General features: G+C 63.8%; 12 protein-coding genes, 1 tRNA gene and 1 pseudogene. 4 read left to right on the top strand and 10 right to left on the bottom strand.

Going from position 1 to position 17,309, the window contains the following annotated elements; translation table 11 throughout:
• The first annotated feature begins 8 nt into the window (after positions 1 to 8).
• Positions 9 to 1,055, top strand: coding sequence for a glutaminase A (gene glsA / locus C5B97_RS08170; RefSeq protein ID WP_307852768.1), 1,047 nt, complete (start codon positions 9 to 11; stop codon positions 1,053 to 1,055).
• A gap of 10 nt (positions 1,056 to 1,065) precedes the next feature.
• Here glsA and C5B97_RS17740 read toward each other — a convergent pair whose 3' ends face one another.
• On the bottom strand, positions 1,066 to 1,248 hold the full coding sequence (locus C5B97_RS17740; RefSeq protein ID WP_146080763.1) for a hypothetical protein: 183 nt from the start codon (positions 1,246 to 1,248) through the stop codon (positions 1,066 to 1,068).
• 272 nt (positions 1,249 to 1,520) lie between these two features.
• On the opposite strand from C5B97_RS17740, the gene C5B97_RS08175 reads away from it, so the two are divergent.
• Positions 1,521 to 2,009: a hypothetical protein gene (locus tag C5B97_RS08175; protein WP_146080764.1), complete on the top strand. Its 489-nt coding sequence runs from the start codon at positions 1,521 to 1,523 to the stop codon at positions 2,007 to 2,009.
• 21 nt (positions 2,010 to 2,030) lie between these two features.
• On the opposite strand, the gene C5B97_RS08180 is transcribed toward C5B97_RS08175, so the two are convergent.
• The gene (locus C5B97_RS08180) at positions 2,031 to 3,293 is read right to left on the bottom strand and encodes an MFS transporter (protein ID WP_104312538.1); all 1,263 of its coding nucleotides are present in this window, start codon (positions 3,291 to 3,293) and stop codon (positions 2,031 to 2,033) included.
• Positions 3,294 to 3,506: 213 nt separating this feature from the next.
• On the opposite strand from C5B97_RS08180, the gene C5B97_RS08185 reads away from it, so the two are divergent.
• Positions 3,507 to 3,580 (top strand) — tRNA-Pro (locus tag C5B97_RS08185).
• Here the strand turns inward: C5B97_RS08185 and C5B97_RS17925 are convergent.
• The 8 genes and pseudogenes from C5B97_RS17925 to C5B97_RS08220 all read right to left on the bottom strand — a co-directional run bounded on the left by C5B97_RS17925 (position 3,546) and on the right by C5B97_RS08220 (position 15,824).
• The gene (locus tag C5B97_RS17925; RefSeq protein WP_181026950.1) at positions 3,546 to 3,749 is read right to left on the bottom strand and encodes a hypothetical protein; all 204 of its coding nucleotides are present in this window, start codon (positions 3,747 to 3,749) and stop codon (positions 3,546 to 3,548) included. The two genes, C5B97_RS08185 and C5B97_RS17925, sit on opposite strands and share 35 nt — an antisense overlap.
• A gap of 1,054 nt (positions 3,750 to 4,803) precedes the next feature.
• Positions 4,804 to 6,885 (bottom strand): AAA family ATPase, encoded by a 2,082-nt coding sequence (locus tag C5B97_RS08190; RefSeq protein WP_104311618.1) that lies wholly within the window; start codon positions 6,883 to 6,885, stop codon positions 4,804 to 4,806.
• Between the two features lie 280 nt (positions 6,886 to 7,165).
• Positions 7,166 to 10,132 (bottom strand): DEAD/DEAH box helicase, encoded by a 2,967-nt coding sequence (locus tag C5B97_RS08195; protein ID WP_104311619.1) that lies wholly within the window; start codon positions 10,130 to 10,132, stop codon positions 7,166 to 7,168.
• Positions 10,129 to 10,941, bottom strand: a complete 813-nt coding sequence (locus C5B97_RS08200) for a Hachiman antiphage defense system protein HamA (protein WP_104311620.1) — start codon at positions 10,939 to 10,941, stop codon at positions 10,129 to 10,131. Before C5B97_RS08200 ends, C5B97_RS08195 begins: the two co-directional genes overlap by 4 nt.
• A gap of 630 nt (positions 10,942 to 11,571) precedes the next feature.
• A pseudogene (locus C5B97_RS08205) lies at positions 11,572 to 11,938 on the bottom strand (ABC transporter ATP-binding protein); the annotation flags it as partial.
• 322 nt (positions 11,939 to 12,260) lie between these two features.
• On the bottom strand, positions 12,261 to 12,812 hold the full coding sequence (locus C5B97_RS08210; protein WP_181026951.1) for a HEAT repeat domain-containing protein: 552 nt from the start codon (positions 12,810 to 12,812) through the stop codon (positions 12,261 to 12,263).
• Between the two features lie 63 nt (positions 12,813 to 12,875).
• A complete protein-coding gene (locus C5B97_RS08215; protein ID WP_104311622.1) occupies positions 12,876 to 14,783 on the bottom strand; it encodes an ABC transporter ATP-binding protein in 1,908 nt (635 codons plus the stop codon).
• A 168-nt stretch (positions 14,784 to 14,951) separates the two neighbouring features.
• On the bottom strand, positions 14,952 to 15,824 hold the full coding sequence (locus tag C5B97_RS08220; protein WP_258068074.1) for an RNA polymerase sigma-70 factor: 873 nt from the start codon (positions 15,822 to 15,824) through the stop codon (positions 14,952 to 14,954).
• Positions 15,825 to 15,990: 166 nt separating this feature from the next.
• Here C5B97_RS08220 and C5B97_RS08225 point away from each other — a divergent pair, with 166 nt between their 5' ends.
• Entirely contained in the window at positions 15,991 to 17,196 is a 1,206-nt protein-coding gene (locus C5B97_RS08225) for an NAD(P)/FAD-dependent oxidoreductase (RefSeq protein ID WP_181026952.1), read from the top strand.
• The last annotated feature ends 113 nt before the right edge of the window (positions 17,197 to 17,309 follow it).

A 17,309-nucleotide genomic window follows, 5' to 3' on the forward strand; every position in this document is an offset into this window, starting at 1 on the left:
TCGGGGTCGTGACGACTCTCCCCGAACAGACACTCCTGCCGGAACACCCGACCGCGTTCCCCAGCGAGCCGGACCTCGTGCATCCAGACACCCGCGTGGTGTCGACCGGCAGTCTGCCGGATGCCGAGCATGTGCGGGAGATGCTCTCCGAGACGTATGAGCGGTACCGCCACGTGCAGGACGGCGCCGTCGCCGACTACATCCCTGCGCTCGCGGAGGCCGACTCGTCCTGGTTCGGGCTGAGCCTCACCTCGGCGACGGGGCACCGATTCTCGTTCGGGGACGCGCAGCTCAAGTTCTCGATCCAGTCGATCTCGAAGGCGTTCGTCTACGCGCTGGTCGTGCAGGAGCTGGGGCATGAGGAGGTGCGCGAGCGCATCGGCGTCAACAACACGGGGCTGCCGTTCAACTCGGTCATGGCGATCGAGCTCAACGGCGGACGCACCATGAACCCGCTCGTCAACGCGGGGGCGATCGCGACGACGTCGCTCGTGCCCGGGAAGACGTGGGATGAGAAGTGGGACTTCATCCACGCGGGGCTGTCGAACTTCGTCGGCCACCCGCTCGAGATCGACGAGCGCGTCTACGAGTCGGAGATGCAGACCAACACGCGCAACCGCAGCATCGCGAGGCTGCTCGAGAGCTACGGGCACATCTCGCTCGACCCGACGCAGGTGACCGAGCTGTACACGCGGCAGTGCTCGCTGCTCGTGACCGCCGAGGACCTCGCGACGATGGGAGCGACGCTCGCCGACGGCGGCGACTGCCCGATCTCCGGCGTCGATGTCGTCGATCCGTCGGTGAGCCGCGACGTGCTGTCGGTGATGGCGACGAACGGCATGTACGAGGCGAGCGGCGACTGGCTGTTCGAGGTGGGCATGCCGGGCAAGAGCGGCGTCTCGGGCGGCATCGTCACGATCGCGCCCGGCAAGGGGTCGCTCGCGACCTTCTCACCGCCACTGGATGCGGCCGGCAACAGCGTGCGCGGCATCCGCGCGACCAGGCACCTCTCGAACAAGCTCGGCCTGAACATGTTCGCGTCGACCGTGCAGTAGGCGCGGGTGCTCAGTCGTTGCGGTCGCGCCGCAGTGACGGAGCGAAGATGACGACGATCAGCAGCATCGCGCCGGCGGTGAGCCACGGGCCGAACTGGCTCGGGTCTCCCGCGATCACCACGACGGAGCCGATGAGGAGGAGGCTGGCGGCGATGACCATAGTCAATGCGAACGGTCTCGGGTATCGGTTCACGCCGAAAGCCTACGCGGCTCCCGCTATCGGATGTCCGATCGTCGGGGGCCTCTGAATCCTAGGGGCGTTCTCTCGCTGCCTGAGTTCCCAACCTCTGAGCCTGACTCGGCGATTGAAAACACAGGCGGTGATCGCGGCTGCGTGGCCGCTTTCTCGGAGTTCCGAGGCTGGCGCACCTATGTGGACTCGCTGGCGCCCGGCAGGGGCTGGGTGTCTCTGGCCGGTGCTACATTCGGGCGCGGGGGATGGGGGTCTTCATGGGGGTTCGTGGGTTGCTTTTTCGGCCGGCTCTTGCCTGGTACGCGTCGAGTCTCGGAGCGCAGCTGCTGGCGTTTGTGGTGACGTTCGCGGTGTCGGTGCTGTGGGGCGTGTGGGGGACGACACCGGAGGAGGGGATCCGCCCGGTCGCTGGTGGCGAGTTCCTGCTGCCGGTGCTTGCGGTGATCTTCGCGGAGGCTGCCGCGTGGGTGGTCGGCGGGGCCAGGGACGCGCGCTGGGCGGTCGTGTTCGCGGCCGTCGGCTCACTGGTGAGCTCTGTGGTCGTGGCGGTGGGGATGTTCGTGGCCGAGTTCGGTGTGACGCTCGAGGTGCTGAGCGTGCCGGCGACGAGTGCGCTCGCGTGGGTGTGGCTCTGCGTCCCGCTGTGGTGCGCGGTGACGGCGCTCAGCGTGGAAGCCCTAGTCGGTTTCGGCTGGCTGTCGCGGCCGAGCTACGTCGGCTTCCTGCCGCGGCTCCGCAAGCGTGCGGAGGCGACAGCGTAGCGAGGCAGGCCGCTGGCCCGGCTAGGCTCCGACGTCGGCGCGCTCGGCGGCGGGGATCGTGCGGAGCCCGGTGGTGTCGAGCGAGTGGCGCTTGTCGCGGCGTTCGACGGAGACGCCGAGTGCGGTGAGGCCCATGCCGAGGACGGCGAGGACGACGCCGACCCAGCCGGGGGCGAGGTAGCCGAGGCCGCCGGCGATGACCATGCCGCCGAGCCACGCGCCGAGGCTGTTGCCGACGTTGAAGGCGGCGTGGTTGATGGCCGCGCCGAGGAGGGCGGCTTCGTCGGCGATGCGCACGAGGCGCGACTGGATGGCCGGCAGCAGCGACGACGAGGTGAGGCCGAGGAAGAACACGGCGATGAACAGGCCGATCGGGTTCGAGGCGATGAGGCTGTAGAAGACGAGCGAGGCGATGAACGAGCCGAAGCCGATGAACATCGTGCGGGTCAGGTTGCGGTCGGCTGCCCATCCGCCGATGAGGTTGCCGAGCGTCATGCCGACGCCGAGGGTGGCGAGCACCCAGGGCACGATGCCGGGGCCGAGGCCCGTCTCGCGGGTGGTGACTTCGGCGATGTACGAGTAGACGGCGAAGAACCCGCCGAAGCCGATGGCGCCGACGGCGACCATGATCCAGAGGCGAGGGTTCTTGAAGGCGATGAGCTCTTTCATGGCGCTGCGCTCGGGGTTGCCGGGGTAGCGGGGCACGAAGAAGAAGACGAGCAGGAAGGTGACGAAGAAGATGGCGGCGACGAGGATGTACGCGTAGCGCCAGCCGCTGGCCTGGCCGAGCCAGGTTGCGAGCGGCACGCCGAAGATGTTGGCGATGGTGAGGCCGGAGAGGGCGAGGGCGACGCCCTGGCCCTGCTTGCCTGGGCCCATGATGCGGGCGGCGAGCAGCGAGGCGACGCCGAAGTAGGCGCCGTGGGGGAGCGCCGCGATGAAGCGCATGATCGCGGTCGTGCCGAAGTCGGGCATGAGGGCGGATGCGGCCGAGGCGACGATAAAGATGCCGAGGAGCCAGAAGGCGAGCTTCGTCTGCGACATGCGGGCCGCGAGCACCGCGAACACGGGGGCACCGACCACAACTCCGAGGGCGTAGGCGGAGATGAGGATGCCGGCCTGCGCGATCACCGCATCCGGGTTCTGTTCGAAGCCGGGGAGCAGCTCGCGGGCGATGTCGGGCAGCAGGCCCATGGTGGCGAACTCGGTGACGCCGATGCCGAACCCTCCGAGCGCGAGCGCGAAGAGGGCGATTCCTCGCCGGAAGGGGGTGAGTTCGGGCATGACCTGCATGTTGCGGACCTCTGGTTCTGAGTTCGGGGACTGGGTTCGCAACGCTGCGCAGGTACCAGGCTATTCCCAGGCAGCCGAATGTGCGAACAATCGGGCAAGTGGATGCGGTGGGCTGGTTGTCGCGACACGTTCGACACGGTGGTGCGCAGAGCGCTCCAGGTTCCGCTAGGATGGTCGAGTTGTCCTCGCGGAGAACGAAAGCCACGGGCTGTGGCGCAGCTTGGTAGCGCACCTGACTGGGGGTCAGGGGGTCGCAAGTTCAAATCTTGTCAGCCCGACGGTGAGATGTCGCAAGACGCCGAAATGGCTCGAACCTGCAGTTGCGGGTTCGAGCCATTTCGTTTTTCGGGTGGGTCCTCCGGAGTTGCCGGTGGGTTGGTAGTCCTCGCTGAGTTCGGTGGTGAGCTCGCGGAGGACTTCCCCGGTGGTGGCGTTGATGACGGTCACATCGCAGACTTGGATGAGGTGTTTGACATGGGTTCGTCCGATACCCATGTGATGGAATTTGCTGTCGTGAGCTAGGCAGGCAGGCGCCAGCAGTCACTCCCGATGATGATTCCGCGATGGAAGTCGATGGCGCCTACGAGACAAGCCAACGCCGAGCATAGGTGTAGCGCCGTGCCGGTCATATGCCTGGCAGGAACGAGCAGCAGTGGGAACGGCGAGCGGACCGTCCGGCAGGACCACCCCGAAACCGCACCGTACAGGCGGGGCGTCGCGCTTCCCACGTTCACGTCCAACGTTGGCTGCCTCGAGCTGAGCTCCCTGCTGTTCCGGTCGCGCGACGGTATGCCGCTAAGAGCCGTGAACGTGCGCCGCGAGTTGCCACGAATACTCTGGTGAGCGGTGGGCGACGCTGTGGTTTTACACATGTTCCGCCGCACGTGAGGTCCACGTCAACGCCAGCGTCGAGCTCGCGGCAGAACCTCCCGGCCAGACGGACACGGTGACGCCCCACATCCATCGAAAAGGGTGAACACGGAAACGGCTTCGCTGCTTGACTGGGCGTTCAGTTGGCACGAGAAGTGAGGGCGGTGCTGTCACGGTGGCAGCACCGTCGCACCTACGAGATCGCTACTTCTCTGGGCTGAGCTCGCCGCACAACTTCAAGGCTGCTGGGCGCCTGAATTCCTTCTCGTTCTACAGGCGACTGCTGAGTACCTGAAAAGCTCTCAATCAGAATCTTTCAACTTCATGCCCTCTTCTCACCGTTGACCTGCGAGGATAAGGATTGCGCAGTGAAGATGCGGTCGAGGGTTTCTGCTGTCGACTCAACGGTATCCACTGAAATGCGCGCCTCAAATGGAGTGACCCGCCGACGACTCATCAGTGTAGCCCGAATGTGATCTGCGCGATTTGCGTTGTCTAGGACGGGCCGTGCGTCGCTCAGGTGCACCACATGGTTAACTGTTCATTCGCTATGAAACCTGATTCCCGAGGGATTGGTCTATTGGGGATAATCGTGATTCCCGGGCGAGATTGGCGTCAATGTGAACTGAGGCTAATCGGCGAACACTGTGGCAAATATCTCTTCAAGCTCGCGGAGTATCGAAGCCGCTTCGTCCCCGAGTCGTCTCGCATATTCATCCTTCGTTGTGACTTCCCGGCAAAATTGGATGGAAGCCTCGACTTTGTCAGAGGTGGTCACCGAGCCGCAGTACGCCTCGAGATCTCCGTGTCTTAGGACGTGCACACGCTCCCGAGCAAGCCCCTGCACGAGGGCGTCTCGTTTTTCCTTGATTGGGCCGGTAGGTGGCGAAGCTAAGATGCTCTCCCTATAGGCGCCTCGACCGAGGTCAAAGAGTTCGGATAGGGCTTCTTCAAGAGCCCGGGCGGGCTCTTCTTGACGCGACTCGCGCCATTCAGTCAGATAGCCTTGCGCTGCTTTCCACAGTTCAGCAGCATTGCGTCGTGTGGCTATGGCCTTCACCGTCTTTGCATTCGGGGTGCTCTCCGAAGGGAGGTGTTTGTGCACAGCTGACATGAGGTCGGAGTGCTGTAGCTTTAATTCGCTGTCAGACGTCAGGTGGTTGAATCCGTCGACCAAAGAGTCAAGGTCAGTGATAACGTAGACGGGAACCTCAAACTTAGCAAAGAAGTCGCGGTACCGTGTGATGTTCCCCTTGCCCCCAATCTTGACGAACATCACATTTCGGTCGTATTGGTCCCACTTCGCGGAGAGTATCCTCGCTAGATGTGGGAAGATGATGGTGTCACTATCTCCCTCGACGAGGACAACCTTTCTAGCGAAAAAGCCGGCCTCGTTGTTCTCGTGATGGATCAGTTGATAAGCGTCACGAGCTTGCATGGATATCTCGACAGGGTAAGCAGACACGCCACTATCCGTTTTCTGGAGCTTTGCGAAACCGCTGGTTGTGGGAGTGAAGAAACCGGGTGAATGAGTCGTAACGAGGACCTGATGGTCGAGGGCGAAAATTTCGAGTGCGGCCATCAGTTGTCTTTGCGCGCGCGGGTGTAGGTAAAGTTCAGGTTCCTCGAAAAGAAGAATGTAGGCATGTCGTTTCGAGGCAGTTGCGGGCTCGGCGCCAAGGCCACGTCCCCGAAGCTCGGTATACGCGCGCAAGATGGCGAAAAGGACCGTTCTCTTCAGTCCGTCCCCTTTGCTCGCGAGCATTCCGCGATGACCGTCGTCGACGGTTAACTCAGTGCCACTCAGAATTGTGGCCAGAGTCGGGGCAGGCACGTTCATGCGTAGTGTGACGTCGGGGAAGCTGTTTTGGACGAACCGCTCGATTGTCGTTTCGATGAGCTTCACGGCGGGGAGTCGCTCATCGGATTCTTTGCCGTCGGCTACCAGGACCCGACTCAGTTTGGAGTGGATCCCCGCAAACTGTGTCTCAATGTTTCCCAGCTGGTCCTCCACCTCAGTGAACAGCAGCTCGAGCAACCTGCTAAACGTGGCTGTCCCAGTCGGCCTGGCCTCGGAAGTTGCGTCCTTGACCGCCTCGATGTAGATGACACTGGGCAGAAGAGGCTTGAGGCCGGCGCTTATGCCAGTGGCGAATTTTGCTGGCACCGCTACTAGCTGCTCGGCCGGCAGCTCCCGTTTAAGCCTTTTCCATTGCTCTCGAACTTCACCGATTTTTGGAGCATCGCCCAGTACATCTTTGAAGCGCGGTTGAAGCTCGATGGCAGCAGTTCGAAGCCCGGCCCCCTTCTTCCCTCCAATCGCTTCCTCTAGCCGGGCGTCATCCCAGTCGGCGGACTTCGGTTCGAAGTCCCAGTAACGGGACTCGGCGGTCGTTGTCTTGCCCTGAGTGCGAACAAGTGTCAGGGAGCCATCTCGGATCATGCTCGCAACCCGCTCTCGATGAGCCTCGGCAACCCTGGACAGATCATCGGCGTCGATGTCGTCTATCCGGAGGGTGACAGAGACTGTTTCGTCGGGGGCCCGGAAGTCGTTTGGGGTGAGCTTTCTCTCTTCGAGTACGAATTGCAGGGCGTGGAGCACGGAAGATTTGCCAGCGTTGTTTTCGCCAATCAAGCATCCAAGTTGTGTCAGGGGGATAGTTGTGTCCGCGTGAGCTCGAAAATTCTCAATACGGATGTTCGTCAGTTTCATGGTTCTCCGGTTGTCGGCTTCTTTGCTGGCGGAACTTTACCAACAATGCGAGGTCCGTCATCTTCGAGCCGATTGCTAGGTTGGCGTAGTACGTCTCTTCGGTCGTAATAGCGCCCGGGCGTGTGTGGCTCCAGCCAGTTACGTGCTGCTCAGGGCTGCCGCCACCACTGCATCCGAGGCTGCCGATCTCGCGGCGATTTTCGATATCGGTGTGATGCGGGCCTGACGGTTCTAGGGGTGAAATGAAGGTAAGGGCGACAAGCGCTGAGTCGATATGCTCCTATGTTCCTCGCCTGACGGCAACGTCTAAAACGGTGCGGCGGTAAACAAGCGTACCGAGCCGGGAAAGCCAGGTGTCTTCGTCTGCGAGCAGGTCCCGCGCGATCGACCATGGGGTCGCGAAGATGTTGTTGAAGGTGTTGTCCATTGCTGGATCTGTGCCGAGGGCGACCGCTGCGAGCCGATGCCGCATGCCACGTGCCATTAGTTCTCGCGCGGCCGATGTGGATACCCCGAAGCGTAGGAAGTCAGGCAAGGCAGCGATGACCGGGGCAAGAGCTTCGTCGCCTGTCACAGCGAGATGCTCCTGGATGAGCGCGATCGCCTGCTCCACGAGAGTGACGAAGTTGTACATCACTACTTTCGCGTGAATTCGTAGAAGCGTGTCTGCGCTGACGCCCACCCGCTCAGCGATGTGCTCGTATGAGCGGCCCTCCAGCCAGGCGAGCACCAGGGTGGTCAGCGATCCGCCGAGGTCCGTAATTTCGGTTCGGCGGTACTCGGTCTCAGCGTCGCTCGTGAACCCGGGCTGCTGCAGCGCCCAATCCACGAGAACACGGATGAGTTCTACGTCCACGGCTGAGTCCGTGGTTCTCCAGCGTTCATAGCGTGGAAGCAAATCATTGATCACCCGGTCAACCAGTCGTGGCCGGGCAGAGCTGGTGCGCGTAAGGGCGAGACGCCCTGTCGAGCGCATCTCGACCATGCGCCGTGCGCGCAGTTCAAACACGGTGTTCAGCACTGCACGCTCGTTGTTGTTTGCCTTCGCGGACGCGAACGTCTCATCGGCGAGATTCTCCGCTATCTGTATGAACTCGTCCTCACCTAGCTCGTCTCTAATTAGTTCGATGAGTGCCGCGTCAACACCATCTACGAGCGGTAACAAGGGCGCATTCGCTTCTAGCACCCCATTGGTCAGCTGTCGCTCACTGTGGGCCAATGCTCGTGCGAGACGACGGATCAGTTCAATGACGGCACCCTCCACCGGCTCACCGGGCTGTCCTTCAGCAACCGGGCTGACCACTTTCCAGTCGTCAGGGTTGGCACAAATCACTAGCCCCCGAGTGGAGCTTCCAGCCCGGCCAGCACGCCCAACGAGGTTCTTGATGTCTCGCGCCAGCATTGCCTCGGGTGCCCTCCCGTCCGAGCTGCGCTTCACTGAGTACAACACCATCGTCCGGAGTGGAAGATTGACTCCCTCGGCCAGGGTGCTGGTGCACAACACCATAGAGACATGACGGTTCGAGACCAACTCTTCAAGCACCTCGCGGGTCTCTTGTGGGATATCGCCGTGGTGCACGATCGCTCCAGCGTGAAGCGCCCGGGTGCCAATCCAGCCGTCCCCGAACTCGTGAGACAGGTAGGCCACGACTGACTCAACTATCTGCGTGTCGTTCACGTAGCTCGAGGGGGCGGGTAAGGCGAGACCGGAGTCGATCTGCTTGAGAAGCTCGTTCGCCAATCCCACGACACCCCTGTTTCCTCCCTTCTCGGTCGCGAAGACTGCAACCGGTCCGAGTGCGAGCGCTTTCCGCGCAGCGGCTACAGCTCTGGTCTTCGTTGATGAGTGGGCGTAGCTGTTACGTCTACGCGTGATCGGATTCGTGTCTTGAAAGTCGGTGGGTCGCAGGAACTCCGGTAACGTGTGCGACGGGACCGACGTGACTGGCTCGTGAAGTTCTAACCCAATAGTCGCCGTCCGACCAGAGCCGAACGGACGCAGCACCGCGAACTCGGCGATGGACGGTCGGTAGTCGCTTCTCACCACGGTCGCGTCGGATCCACCGAGCCAGCTGTTGATCTCCTCGACGTTGGGGACGATTGCTGATATGAACACGATCCGCGGGCTCGGGTTCCGAGCCTTCAGACGCGCGAGCAGAAGCTCAAGCCCTACGCCGCGCGCTCCGCTGTCCAGGAGGTGTCCTTCGTCGCACACCACCAGCGAGATGGTCTGTAAAAGTTCCGGGTGCGCTCCGATGAGGCCGGTGAGGGCCTCGGGCGTCGCGATGATGACGCGAACATCGACCAGCTCCTCACGTTCCTCAATTCCAGGCACGGTGCCTCCGTAAACCGTCCGAGAACGTAGCCCCATGGAGGTCAGATACCGGCCGACGCTTCCGCGCAACTCCCGAGCCAGCGCACGATAAGGCACGAGCAGAACTGCTTTGCTGTGGGGTGAGCGCGTGAGGTGGTCGAAGATGAGGGTTTCGGTAAGCGCAGTCTTCCCTGTTCCGGTGGGCATCTGTAGCGAGTAGGACTGGGAACTCGTCAGGAGACCCGCATTGATCGCCTCAATCTGGGAAGGGAAGAAGTCCCAGACTGGCTGCTGTCTGTCGAGGAACGACTCAACGAGAGGATCCCACCTCTTGATCACGCCATCCGGAAGCACTGCGCGCAAGTTGGTCTGCTGGAACCGCTGCAAGAGCGCCAAGTACAGCCGGTGCGCCACCCATTCTTCGGGTCCGGTATCGAGGGCCTGGGCAACACTGGCCTCCGCCGTGGCAACCGCGGCGTTAACTACCTGGAGGTCACCGGTCCGCACCGACCGCAGGAGAGCACCCGTTAGGGACGAGCCTGAATTCATGCCACGAGTCAGAAGCTCATACGCCGCCGCCTCAACGCTGGTCTCCCAATACTCTGGATCAGCCCGACGCATCGTCATGACGGCTGACGCAGGAAAGCCACCCAAGTAGAACGCGATCGAAGAGAAAAACAAGGCATCCGCTCCGGCGCCCTGCTGAAGCTCATGGCTCACAGAGTCGAGACCGCGACCGACCGACGCCCAGTCTGCCGGATCAGCGGCTCCGTCCCTCACCATGTCGAACAGCTCACCGACAAGCGAGTAATACAGGTCCTTGTTGCGATCCACGAGGTAGTCGAGCTGAGCCAGGCGCGTGTTAAGCCGAAAATCATCAATCGCTTGGTTGGTCTCCGCATCCGCGATCCAACGTCTCAAGGTCTCCCTCATGCGACAGCCTGGGACTCCTCAGCGCTGACCAACGCCGCGTCATACACCGACTCGTAGATCGCCTTCAGATCGGGCACGGAGATCACAATCAACACCCTCTCGTCCCCAGGCGGGGCCTCGACACCTTCCAACTCTGACTCAACCAGTGCGGAAGAAATCACCGCGACGGCTCGGAACTCGCGTTTAGCCGCCGGATAGTCGACCGCGTGAATGAACCGATCGAGTTGATCCACGGAGACAGTGGAGAGGCCGGTGTCCAGTGCGCGCTCCTTCAACCAGTTCAACGTTTTCACGAAGCGTCGCGAGCTGTCCTTTCTCGAATCCTCGATGGCACTCGCAACTGGCTTCGAGTTCCCCCGAGTCGACTTCGTCTTCACCTCGGAACAGATGACACGGTCCTCATCGGATGGATTTGGCCAGTGCGGAAGGATCAACTGAACGACATCGGAACCAGGCGCCGGCTTCGTGCGGTCCTGCTTCAGCCGCCATTTTTTCGGATCAAACACCTCTCCCGGATACTCGCGAGCGGCCTGAAACACGGCAGCAAGAATCTCCCCGAAGTCGCCAGCCATCGTTGACCCCCGGTCGGGCAGCTTAGCGCCGATGATTGCCCCCGCAGAGGACCCAGTCATGGCCGTGCGCTCGTGAAGGGCTCCGTCTCCGATGTAGCAGCGGCGAACGGGAACACCGAGCTTCCCGGCGAGCGCTGCTGCCTGCTCCGCATCAATCTCGACGAGGGCGAAAGGACTGCTCTGAATCGTCGCGAAGAGATCTCCGAACGCTTTGAGGTCGATCTCAAGTTCCTGCACGGCGGCCCACCTACCCCTTTTCAACGCTGACGTCACATTCAAAGCCCATCATGACGCCTCGAAGACAAGGCGCCGCGTACCACGCTTCGCGGCGAGTCACGAACAGCGGCATGGGCCACGATCAAAGTTCACTACAAGTTGCCGTATCCCTGGCACGCACGCAACCATCAACACCTGCATGGATAAGGCGGCCAACGTGCTTGGACGACAGATGAGTCCGAAAAGCCGAACGCAGGACACAGTACCGCTCAACGACTGTTCGCAAGCGGTTAGAGAGACGACACCGTGGGGGCCTGTGTCTGACAGGCTGGGCATCCCACCGTCTACCCATCTAAAACAACAGCGACGAATCGATGTGGCCGCGTGCAAACGGAGGGAGCGAGCCTCTCGGGTCCCCGTCAGCACAGGCAAACCGCGAGTTGCCGAGCCGATCGTGCCGGCCGGGAATTGGTCGGATCCTGCAAGAGGTTGCAGCTTCAAATCCCGTCACTTCGACATAGAAACGTCGGTGAGACGTGGTCTTGCGAGATCATTGTCGTTGACGCGGTTCGCGTCTCGCGTGCCGAGCCAGTCGACTGAGTAGCTCTCGAGCAATTGTCGTGAAGTCTGTCCGAACGCCCAGCATCCTCCCAGCGCATCCTCTTTCGCCGCCACATTCTTCTGCACGGCGAACTGGGTTAGGTGCAACTTTTTATACCGCCCTGCCGGGCTCCACGATCGAGCCCTCCTCGACCGCGAGTATCGGGTCGGCGCCGCGGATAGTCGACAGACGGTGGGCGATCACCATCGCCGTCCGTCCCTTGAGCGCCTCGCTCAGCGCAGCCTGCACGGCCGCTTTCGAGGACGAGTCGAGCGCGACGGTCGCCTTATCGAGGCTTACAACTCGTGGCATAGTGGGCAGGAGCCTCGCACTGGTCATCCGCTGATGCTTACCACTTGATTGGCGGCAACCGCGCTCGCCCACCATGGTTTTAAGCTTGTCGGGCATGGAATAAACGAAGGGGCTGCGGATGTCTCGCGACAACGCGTGTGCCTGTCCTGCAACAGGTCACTGTCAGTTCGACAGAACATCCTCGATGAGAAGTCACTCCCACGAGGAAATCTCCACTTCTGAATGTCGTGCACTTCGGTCGACCTCTGCTTCGCGTTCAACCTCGCTCGCCGCCGCGACCCTTGCCGGGCTAATCCGCGCATCAGCACCAACCGCCACGATCCGCTAAAGCTCGTCAGCGTGCCCTCCTGTATCTCGTGCTCTGAGCGTCATAGCCGACTCCACCTCACCCCCGGAGTCGGTGGATCGAGCCAAAGCGTGACCCGCCCTAGTCCTTCGGAAACCTCGCCCGCAGTGCTTCGATGCTCTGCTGCGCGCTTCGCCGCACATCGATTTCGGGATCCTTGAGCAGCGGGCGCAGGCGATCCACGTCTTCGAGCGCGCCCACGGCTCCCAAGGACCTCGCGGCTGCCGATCGCACTCGAGCCACGCTGTCTCCGAGCAGCCCGGCCAGTTCGGATGCAGCTGGGAGCTCGCGCGCTGCGACAACCCTTGCCCCCATCTCACGGACGCGCCAAGCCGGGTTGCCGAGCGTACCGATCACCGCAGGCGCGGCCGACTCATCCCAGACATACAGCAGCGCTCGCGTGCCCCAGAGCTCGGGCCAGTAGAGCACAGGCGCACCATCGAGGATTCCCTGCGCGTGATCGCCGCCGACATAGAGGAGAAGGTCGTCGCCTTCGTCGTACCCCTTGATGAGGTTGAGCACTCGCTCAATGAACTCGGACTGGCCGTATCGCTCGACGGCAGCCGCCAACCGCTGCTCGAGCGGGAGGTCTACAGGAACGGACGCAGGAACTGAAGAGGGCATGTCAGACATCACCTCACCCTACGCGGACCGCGCTCAGGTCAGGTGCCCGAGAAACACCTTCCCGCTTCGAACTCAGGATCCACCCGCCGCATCCGCATCCGCATCCGCCGCCAGCTTCTTCTGCACGGCGAACTGCGTCCGGTGCAGCTCCTCGTACCGCCCAGCCGCGGCGAGCAGCTCCTCGTGCGTGCCGCGCTCCACGATCGAGCCGTCCTCAACCACGAGGATCATGTCCGCGCTACGGATCGTGGACAGGCGGTGGGCGATCACCATCGCCGTCCGCCCCTCGAGCGCCTCGCTCAGCGCCGCCTGCACGGCCGCCTCCGACGTCGAGTCAAGCGCTGCCGTCGCCTCATCGAGGATGACAACCCGCGGCTGGGCCAGCAGGAGCCTCGCGATCGTCATCCGCTGACGCTCACCGCCCGACAGCCGGTAGCCGCGCTCGCCCACCATGGTGTCCAGCTGGTCAGGCAGCGACCGGATGAGCGGCTCGAGCCGTGCACGGCGCACCGCATCCCACACCTCATCGTCGGACGCCTCCGGCCTCGCGAGCTTTAAATTGGAGAGGATCGTCTCGTGGAACAGGTGGCCGTCCTGCGTCACCATGCCAAGCGTGTGCCGCATCGATGCGAAGGTGACGTCGCGAACGTCCGTCCCCGCGAGGCGCACAGCGCCGCTGTCGACGTCGTAGAGGCGCGACAGGAGCTGCGCGATCGTCGACTTGCCGGCACCCGACGTGCCGACGAGGGCAACGGTCTGCCCCGGCTCGATGCGGAAGGACACACCGTGCAGCACCTCCTCGCCGCCACGCGTATCCAGCGTCGACACCTCCTCGAGGGAGGCGAGCGACACCTTGTCCGCGGACGGGTAGCCGAAGTGCACGTCGTCGAACTCGACGGAAACCGGCCCCTCAGGAACGGTGACAGCGTCTGGCTTCTCCTTGATGAGCGGCTCGAGATCCAGCACCTCGAAGACGCGCTCGAAGCTGACCACCGCGCTCATGATCTCCACGCGAGCGTTCGCGAGGCTCGTCAGCGGCGCGTAGAGGCGGGTCAGGAGCAGCGCGAGGGTGACCACGTCACCCGTCTCCAGCTGGCCGCCGAGCGCTAGGGCACCGCCGAGCCCGTACACGAGCGCGAGGGCCAGCGCTGAGACGAGCATCAGCGCGGTGAAGAAGACGAACTGCAGCATCGCGGTACGGACCCCGATGTCGCGGACCCGGGCCGCGCGGACGCGGAACTCCTCGGCTTCCTCGTCGGGCCGGCCGAACAGCTTGACGAGCGTGGCGCCGGGCGCCGAGAAGCGCTCCGTCATCTGCGTGCTCATGGCCGAGTTGTGGTCGGCGGCCTCGCGGCGCAGCGCGGCCAGGCGACTGCCCATGCGGCGCGAGGGAATGAGGAAGATGGGGAGCATGATGACGGCGAGCACCGTCACGAGCCAGGACGTGCTGAGCATGACGATGAGGGTCAGGATGAGCGCGACGAGGTTCGTGACCACGCCCGACAGTGTGCCGCTGAAGGCCTGCTGCGCGCCGATCACGTCGTTGTTGAGGCGGCTCACGAGGGCGCCCGTCCGCGTGCGCGTGAAGAAGGCGATCGGCATCTTCTGCACGTGGTTGAACACGGCCGTGCGGAGGTCCAGGATCACGCCTTCGCCGATCCGCGCCGAGTACCAGCGCGTCACGAGCGACACGCCTGCGTCGGCGACGGCGACGATGGCGATGAGGACCGCGAGCCAGACGATCGTGCTGAGCGCGCCCTTGGCGACGATGACGTCGACCACCTGCCCGGCGAGCACGGGCGTCGCGACCGCGAGGAACGCGCCCACGATGGAGAGGGCGATGAACAGCACCAGCTTCGACCGGTAGGGCACCGCGAACGTCAGGATGCGCCGCACCGACTCACGCGAGAAGCCGTGCTTCCCATCCCTCGCGGACGAGATCTTGTAGAGCGAACTCCAGGCCGCGCCTTCCATGCTCATAGCGGTTCCTTCCCCTAGGCAGGAGGCTCAGCCTAGGCGGCAAGTCGCCCCACATCTGGGATTGTCCGCCAGGGGCGGAGAGCGTCCGATGTTGACACTGACGATGGCCACCCCCGCACCCCCCTTGGCGCACGCGATCGGCCTCCTCTGGCACCTGAGCGGAGCAGGTCAGGCTGCGAACCGCAACGCGCTGAGCTTCTCCGGGTTCATGACGAAGTAGATCCGGTCGATCCCGGCGTCGCTGACGCCGATCATGCCCACCAGGTAGCGCTGACCGTCCTTGCGCAGCACAACCGCATCCGCGCCGTTCACCGACATGACATCGACCTGGAAGGCGCCCTGCGCCTTCTCCACGACGCCCAGCAGGAAGCGTCCGACCCGGTCGCGGCCCTCGACCGGCCGTCGCGCCGCCGATACTGCTCCGCCACCGTCCCCGTAGTAGACGATGTCATCGGTCAGAAGCGACCGGAGCCGTTCGAGGTTCCCCGTCTGTGCAGCCTCGAGGAAGGACCGCAACAGGCGATCGTGTCTCTCAGCGGGCACCTCCCGCGCGCCCGCCGTCTGCAGATGCAGACGCGCGCGGCGCCCGAGCTGCCGCGCATTCGCCTCCGTCGTATCGATCACCTCGGCGATCTCGGAGAACGGAAAATCGAACGCCTCACGCAACACGTACACAGCCCGCTCAGTCGGAGTCAGCCGCTCCATCAGGAGCAGCATCCCCACCGCGAGGGCTTCCGCGTTCTCCGCGCCCAGCGTCGGGTCGGAATCGGTCATCACCGGCTCGGGCAGCCAGGGACCGATGTAGGTTTCCCGACGCACCCGCGACGACTCGGCGACGTTGATCGCCAGACGAGTCGTCATGGTCGTCAGAAACGCCAGTGGCGTGCGGACGCTCGCCCGGTCGGTGGTCTGCCACCGAACCCACGCGTCCTGCACCACGTCCTCCGCCTCGGCGACGCTTCCCAGCATCCGGTAGGCGATGCCGAAGAGGCGAGGGCGCAACGCCTGGAACTCTTCGCCGAGCGCGCGCAGCTCGCCCACCGAGGTGTCATCAGCGGCGAAGCTCATATCGTCCTCCGATCCGTGACGCCCGACGCCCCACGAGCGCTCCCCAACGTACTACCGGTGCCCTGGTCCCGGAGGGGCTGTCACATTTCGGGACGGCCACCGGTCACTACTGGAGAAGCAGTTCCCGAAAGGAGCACACGTGACCCACGAAGCCCAGCACAACGTCGTCATCATCGGAGCCGGGTATGCCGGCATCCTCGCCGCCAACCGCATCCAAGCGTCACTGAGACCCGCGGAGGCGCGACGGGTGCGGGTCAGGATGGTGAACTCGACCGGTGACTTCATCGACCGCATCCGCCTACACGAGGTCGCCGCAGGGGCCCGAGCAACCGCAGCAACACCGCTCAACGAGATGCTGCACGCCCGCATCGAAGTCGTCATCGGAACCGTCTGCCACATCGACGCAGACACGCGGATGCTCTCCATCGAGACAGGGGAGGGCGTGACCCACGAGTCCTACGACACCCTCGTCTACGCGGTGGGGAGCGTCGCCGCGCTCGGCGCCCCCGGGGCAGAGGAATTCGCGCACCTGCTCAGCAACGTCGACGGTGCCGACGCGGCGCGGGGCGCCATCGCGGCAGGAGCGCCCGAGCAGCGCATCCTCGTGGTCGGCGGCGGGGCGACCGGTGTCGAGGCGGCGGCCGAGTTCGCCGAGCAGCGCCCGAGCGCATCCGTCACTCTGATCTCGCGGGGCGCTGTTCTGGGGCACCTGCCGGTCGGCTCGCGGAGATCAGTGGCGCGTTCACTCGAGAAGCTCGGCGTCACCGTCAGGGAGGGCTCCGGCGTCCGCAGCGTGACGGAGCGCGCAGTCGAGCTCGACGGCGGCGAACTCGTGCCGAGCGACGTCACGGTGTGGACGGCATCGTTCGCCGTCCCGGCGCTCGCCCGTCAGAGTGGCCTCGCCGTGGACCCGATCGGTCGGCTCCTCGTCGACGAAGAACTGCGCGTGCCCGCCCACCCGGAGATCTTCGGGGCGGGCGACGCGGTGCGCCCACCGGCGTCAGTCGGTGCCCACCTCCGCATGGGATGCGCCGTCGCCATGCCGCTCGGCGCTCACGCAGCCGACAACATCCTCCGCGCCCTCCGCCGCGAGCCCCTGAAGTGCCTTGATGTGGGCTTCGGCGCCCAGTGCATCAGCATCGGACGGAAGGACGGGTTGATCCAGCTCCTCAGCAAAGCGGACGAACCCCGACCGCTGAGGATCACCGGCAGACCCGGCGCGATCGTGAAGGAGCTCGTCTGCAGCGTCCTCGCCTACGGATCGCCCAGGCGCGAACGACGCCTGCCCGGGTCGTTGATGCTCCCCTCCGGACCGAAGCGCCTGCCCGTCGGCAGGCTCGAGTGAGCACGGCGCCCGAGCGCAGTTTCCCGCTTCAGATGACGCCACTCGAGTGCATGAGCAGGTCGGGGGAGCACGAGCCCGAGATGAGGTCGGCGTCGTTCTGGGCGACCAGCTCG

This window comes from Pseudoclavibacter sp. RFBB5 (genome assembly GCF_002931555.1).
GTDB lineage: Bacteria > Actinomycetota > Actinomycetes > Actinomycetales > Microbacteriaceae > Pseudoclavibacter.

Excerpts from the sequence above, each read along its gene's own strand:
- C5B97_RS08180 (WP_104312538.1), bottom strand. The coding sequence starts at position 3,293 with ATGCCCGAACTCACCCCCTTCCGGCGAGGAATCGCCCTCTTCGCGCTC.
- C5B97_RS08190 (WP_104311618.1), bottom strand. The coding sequence starts at position 6,885 with ATGAAACTGACGAACATCCGTATTGAGAATTTTCGAGCTCACGCGGAC.
- C5B97_RS08195 (WP_104311619.1), bottom strand. The coding sequence starts at position 10,132 with ATGAGGGAGACCTTGAGACGTTGGATCGCGGATGCGGAGACCAACCAA.
- C5B97_RS08210 (WP_181026951.1), bottom strand. The coding sequence starts at position 12,812 with ATGTCTGACATGCCCTCTTCAGTTCCTGCGTCCGTTCCTGTAGACCTC.
- C5B97_RS08215 (WP_104311622.1), bottom strand. The coding sequence starts at position 14,783 with ATGAGCATGGAAGGCGCGGCCTGGAGTTCGCTCTACAAGATCTCGTCC.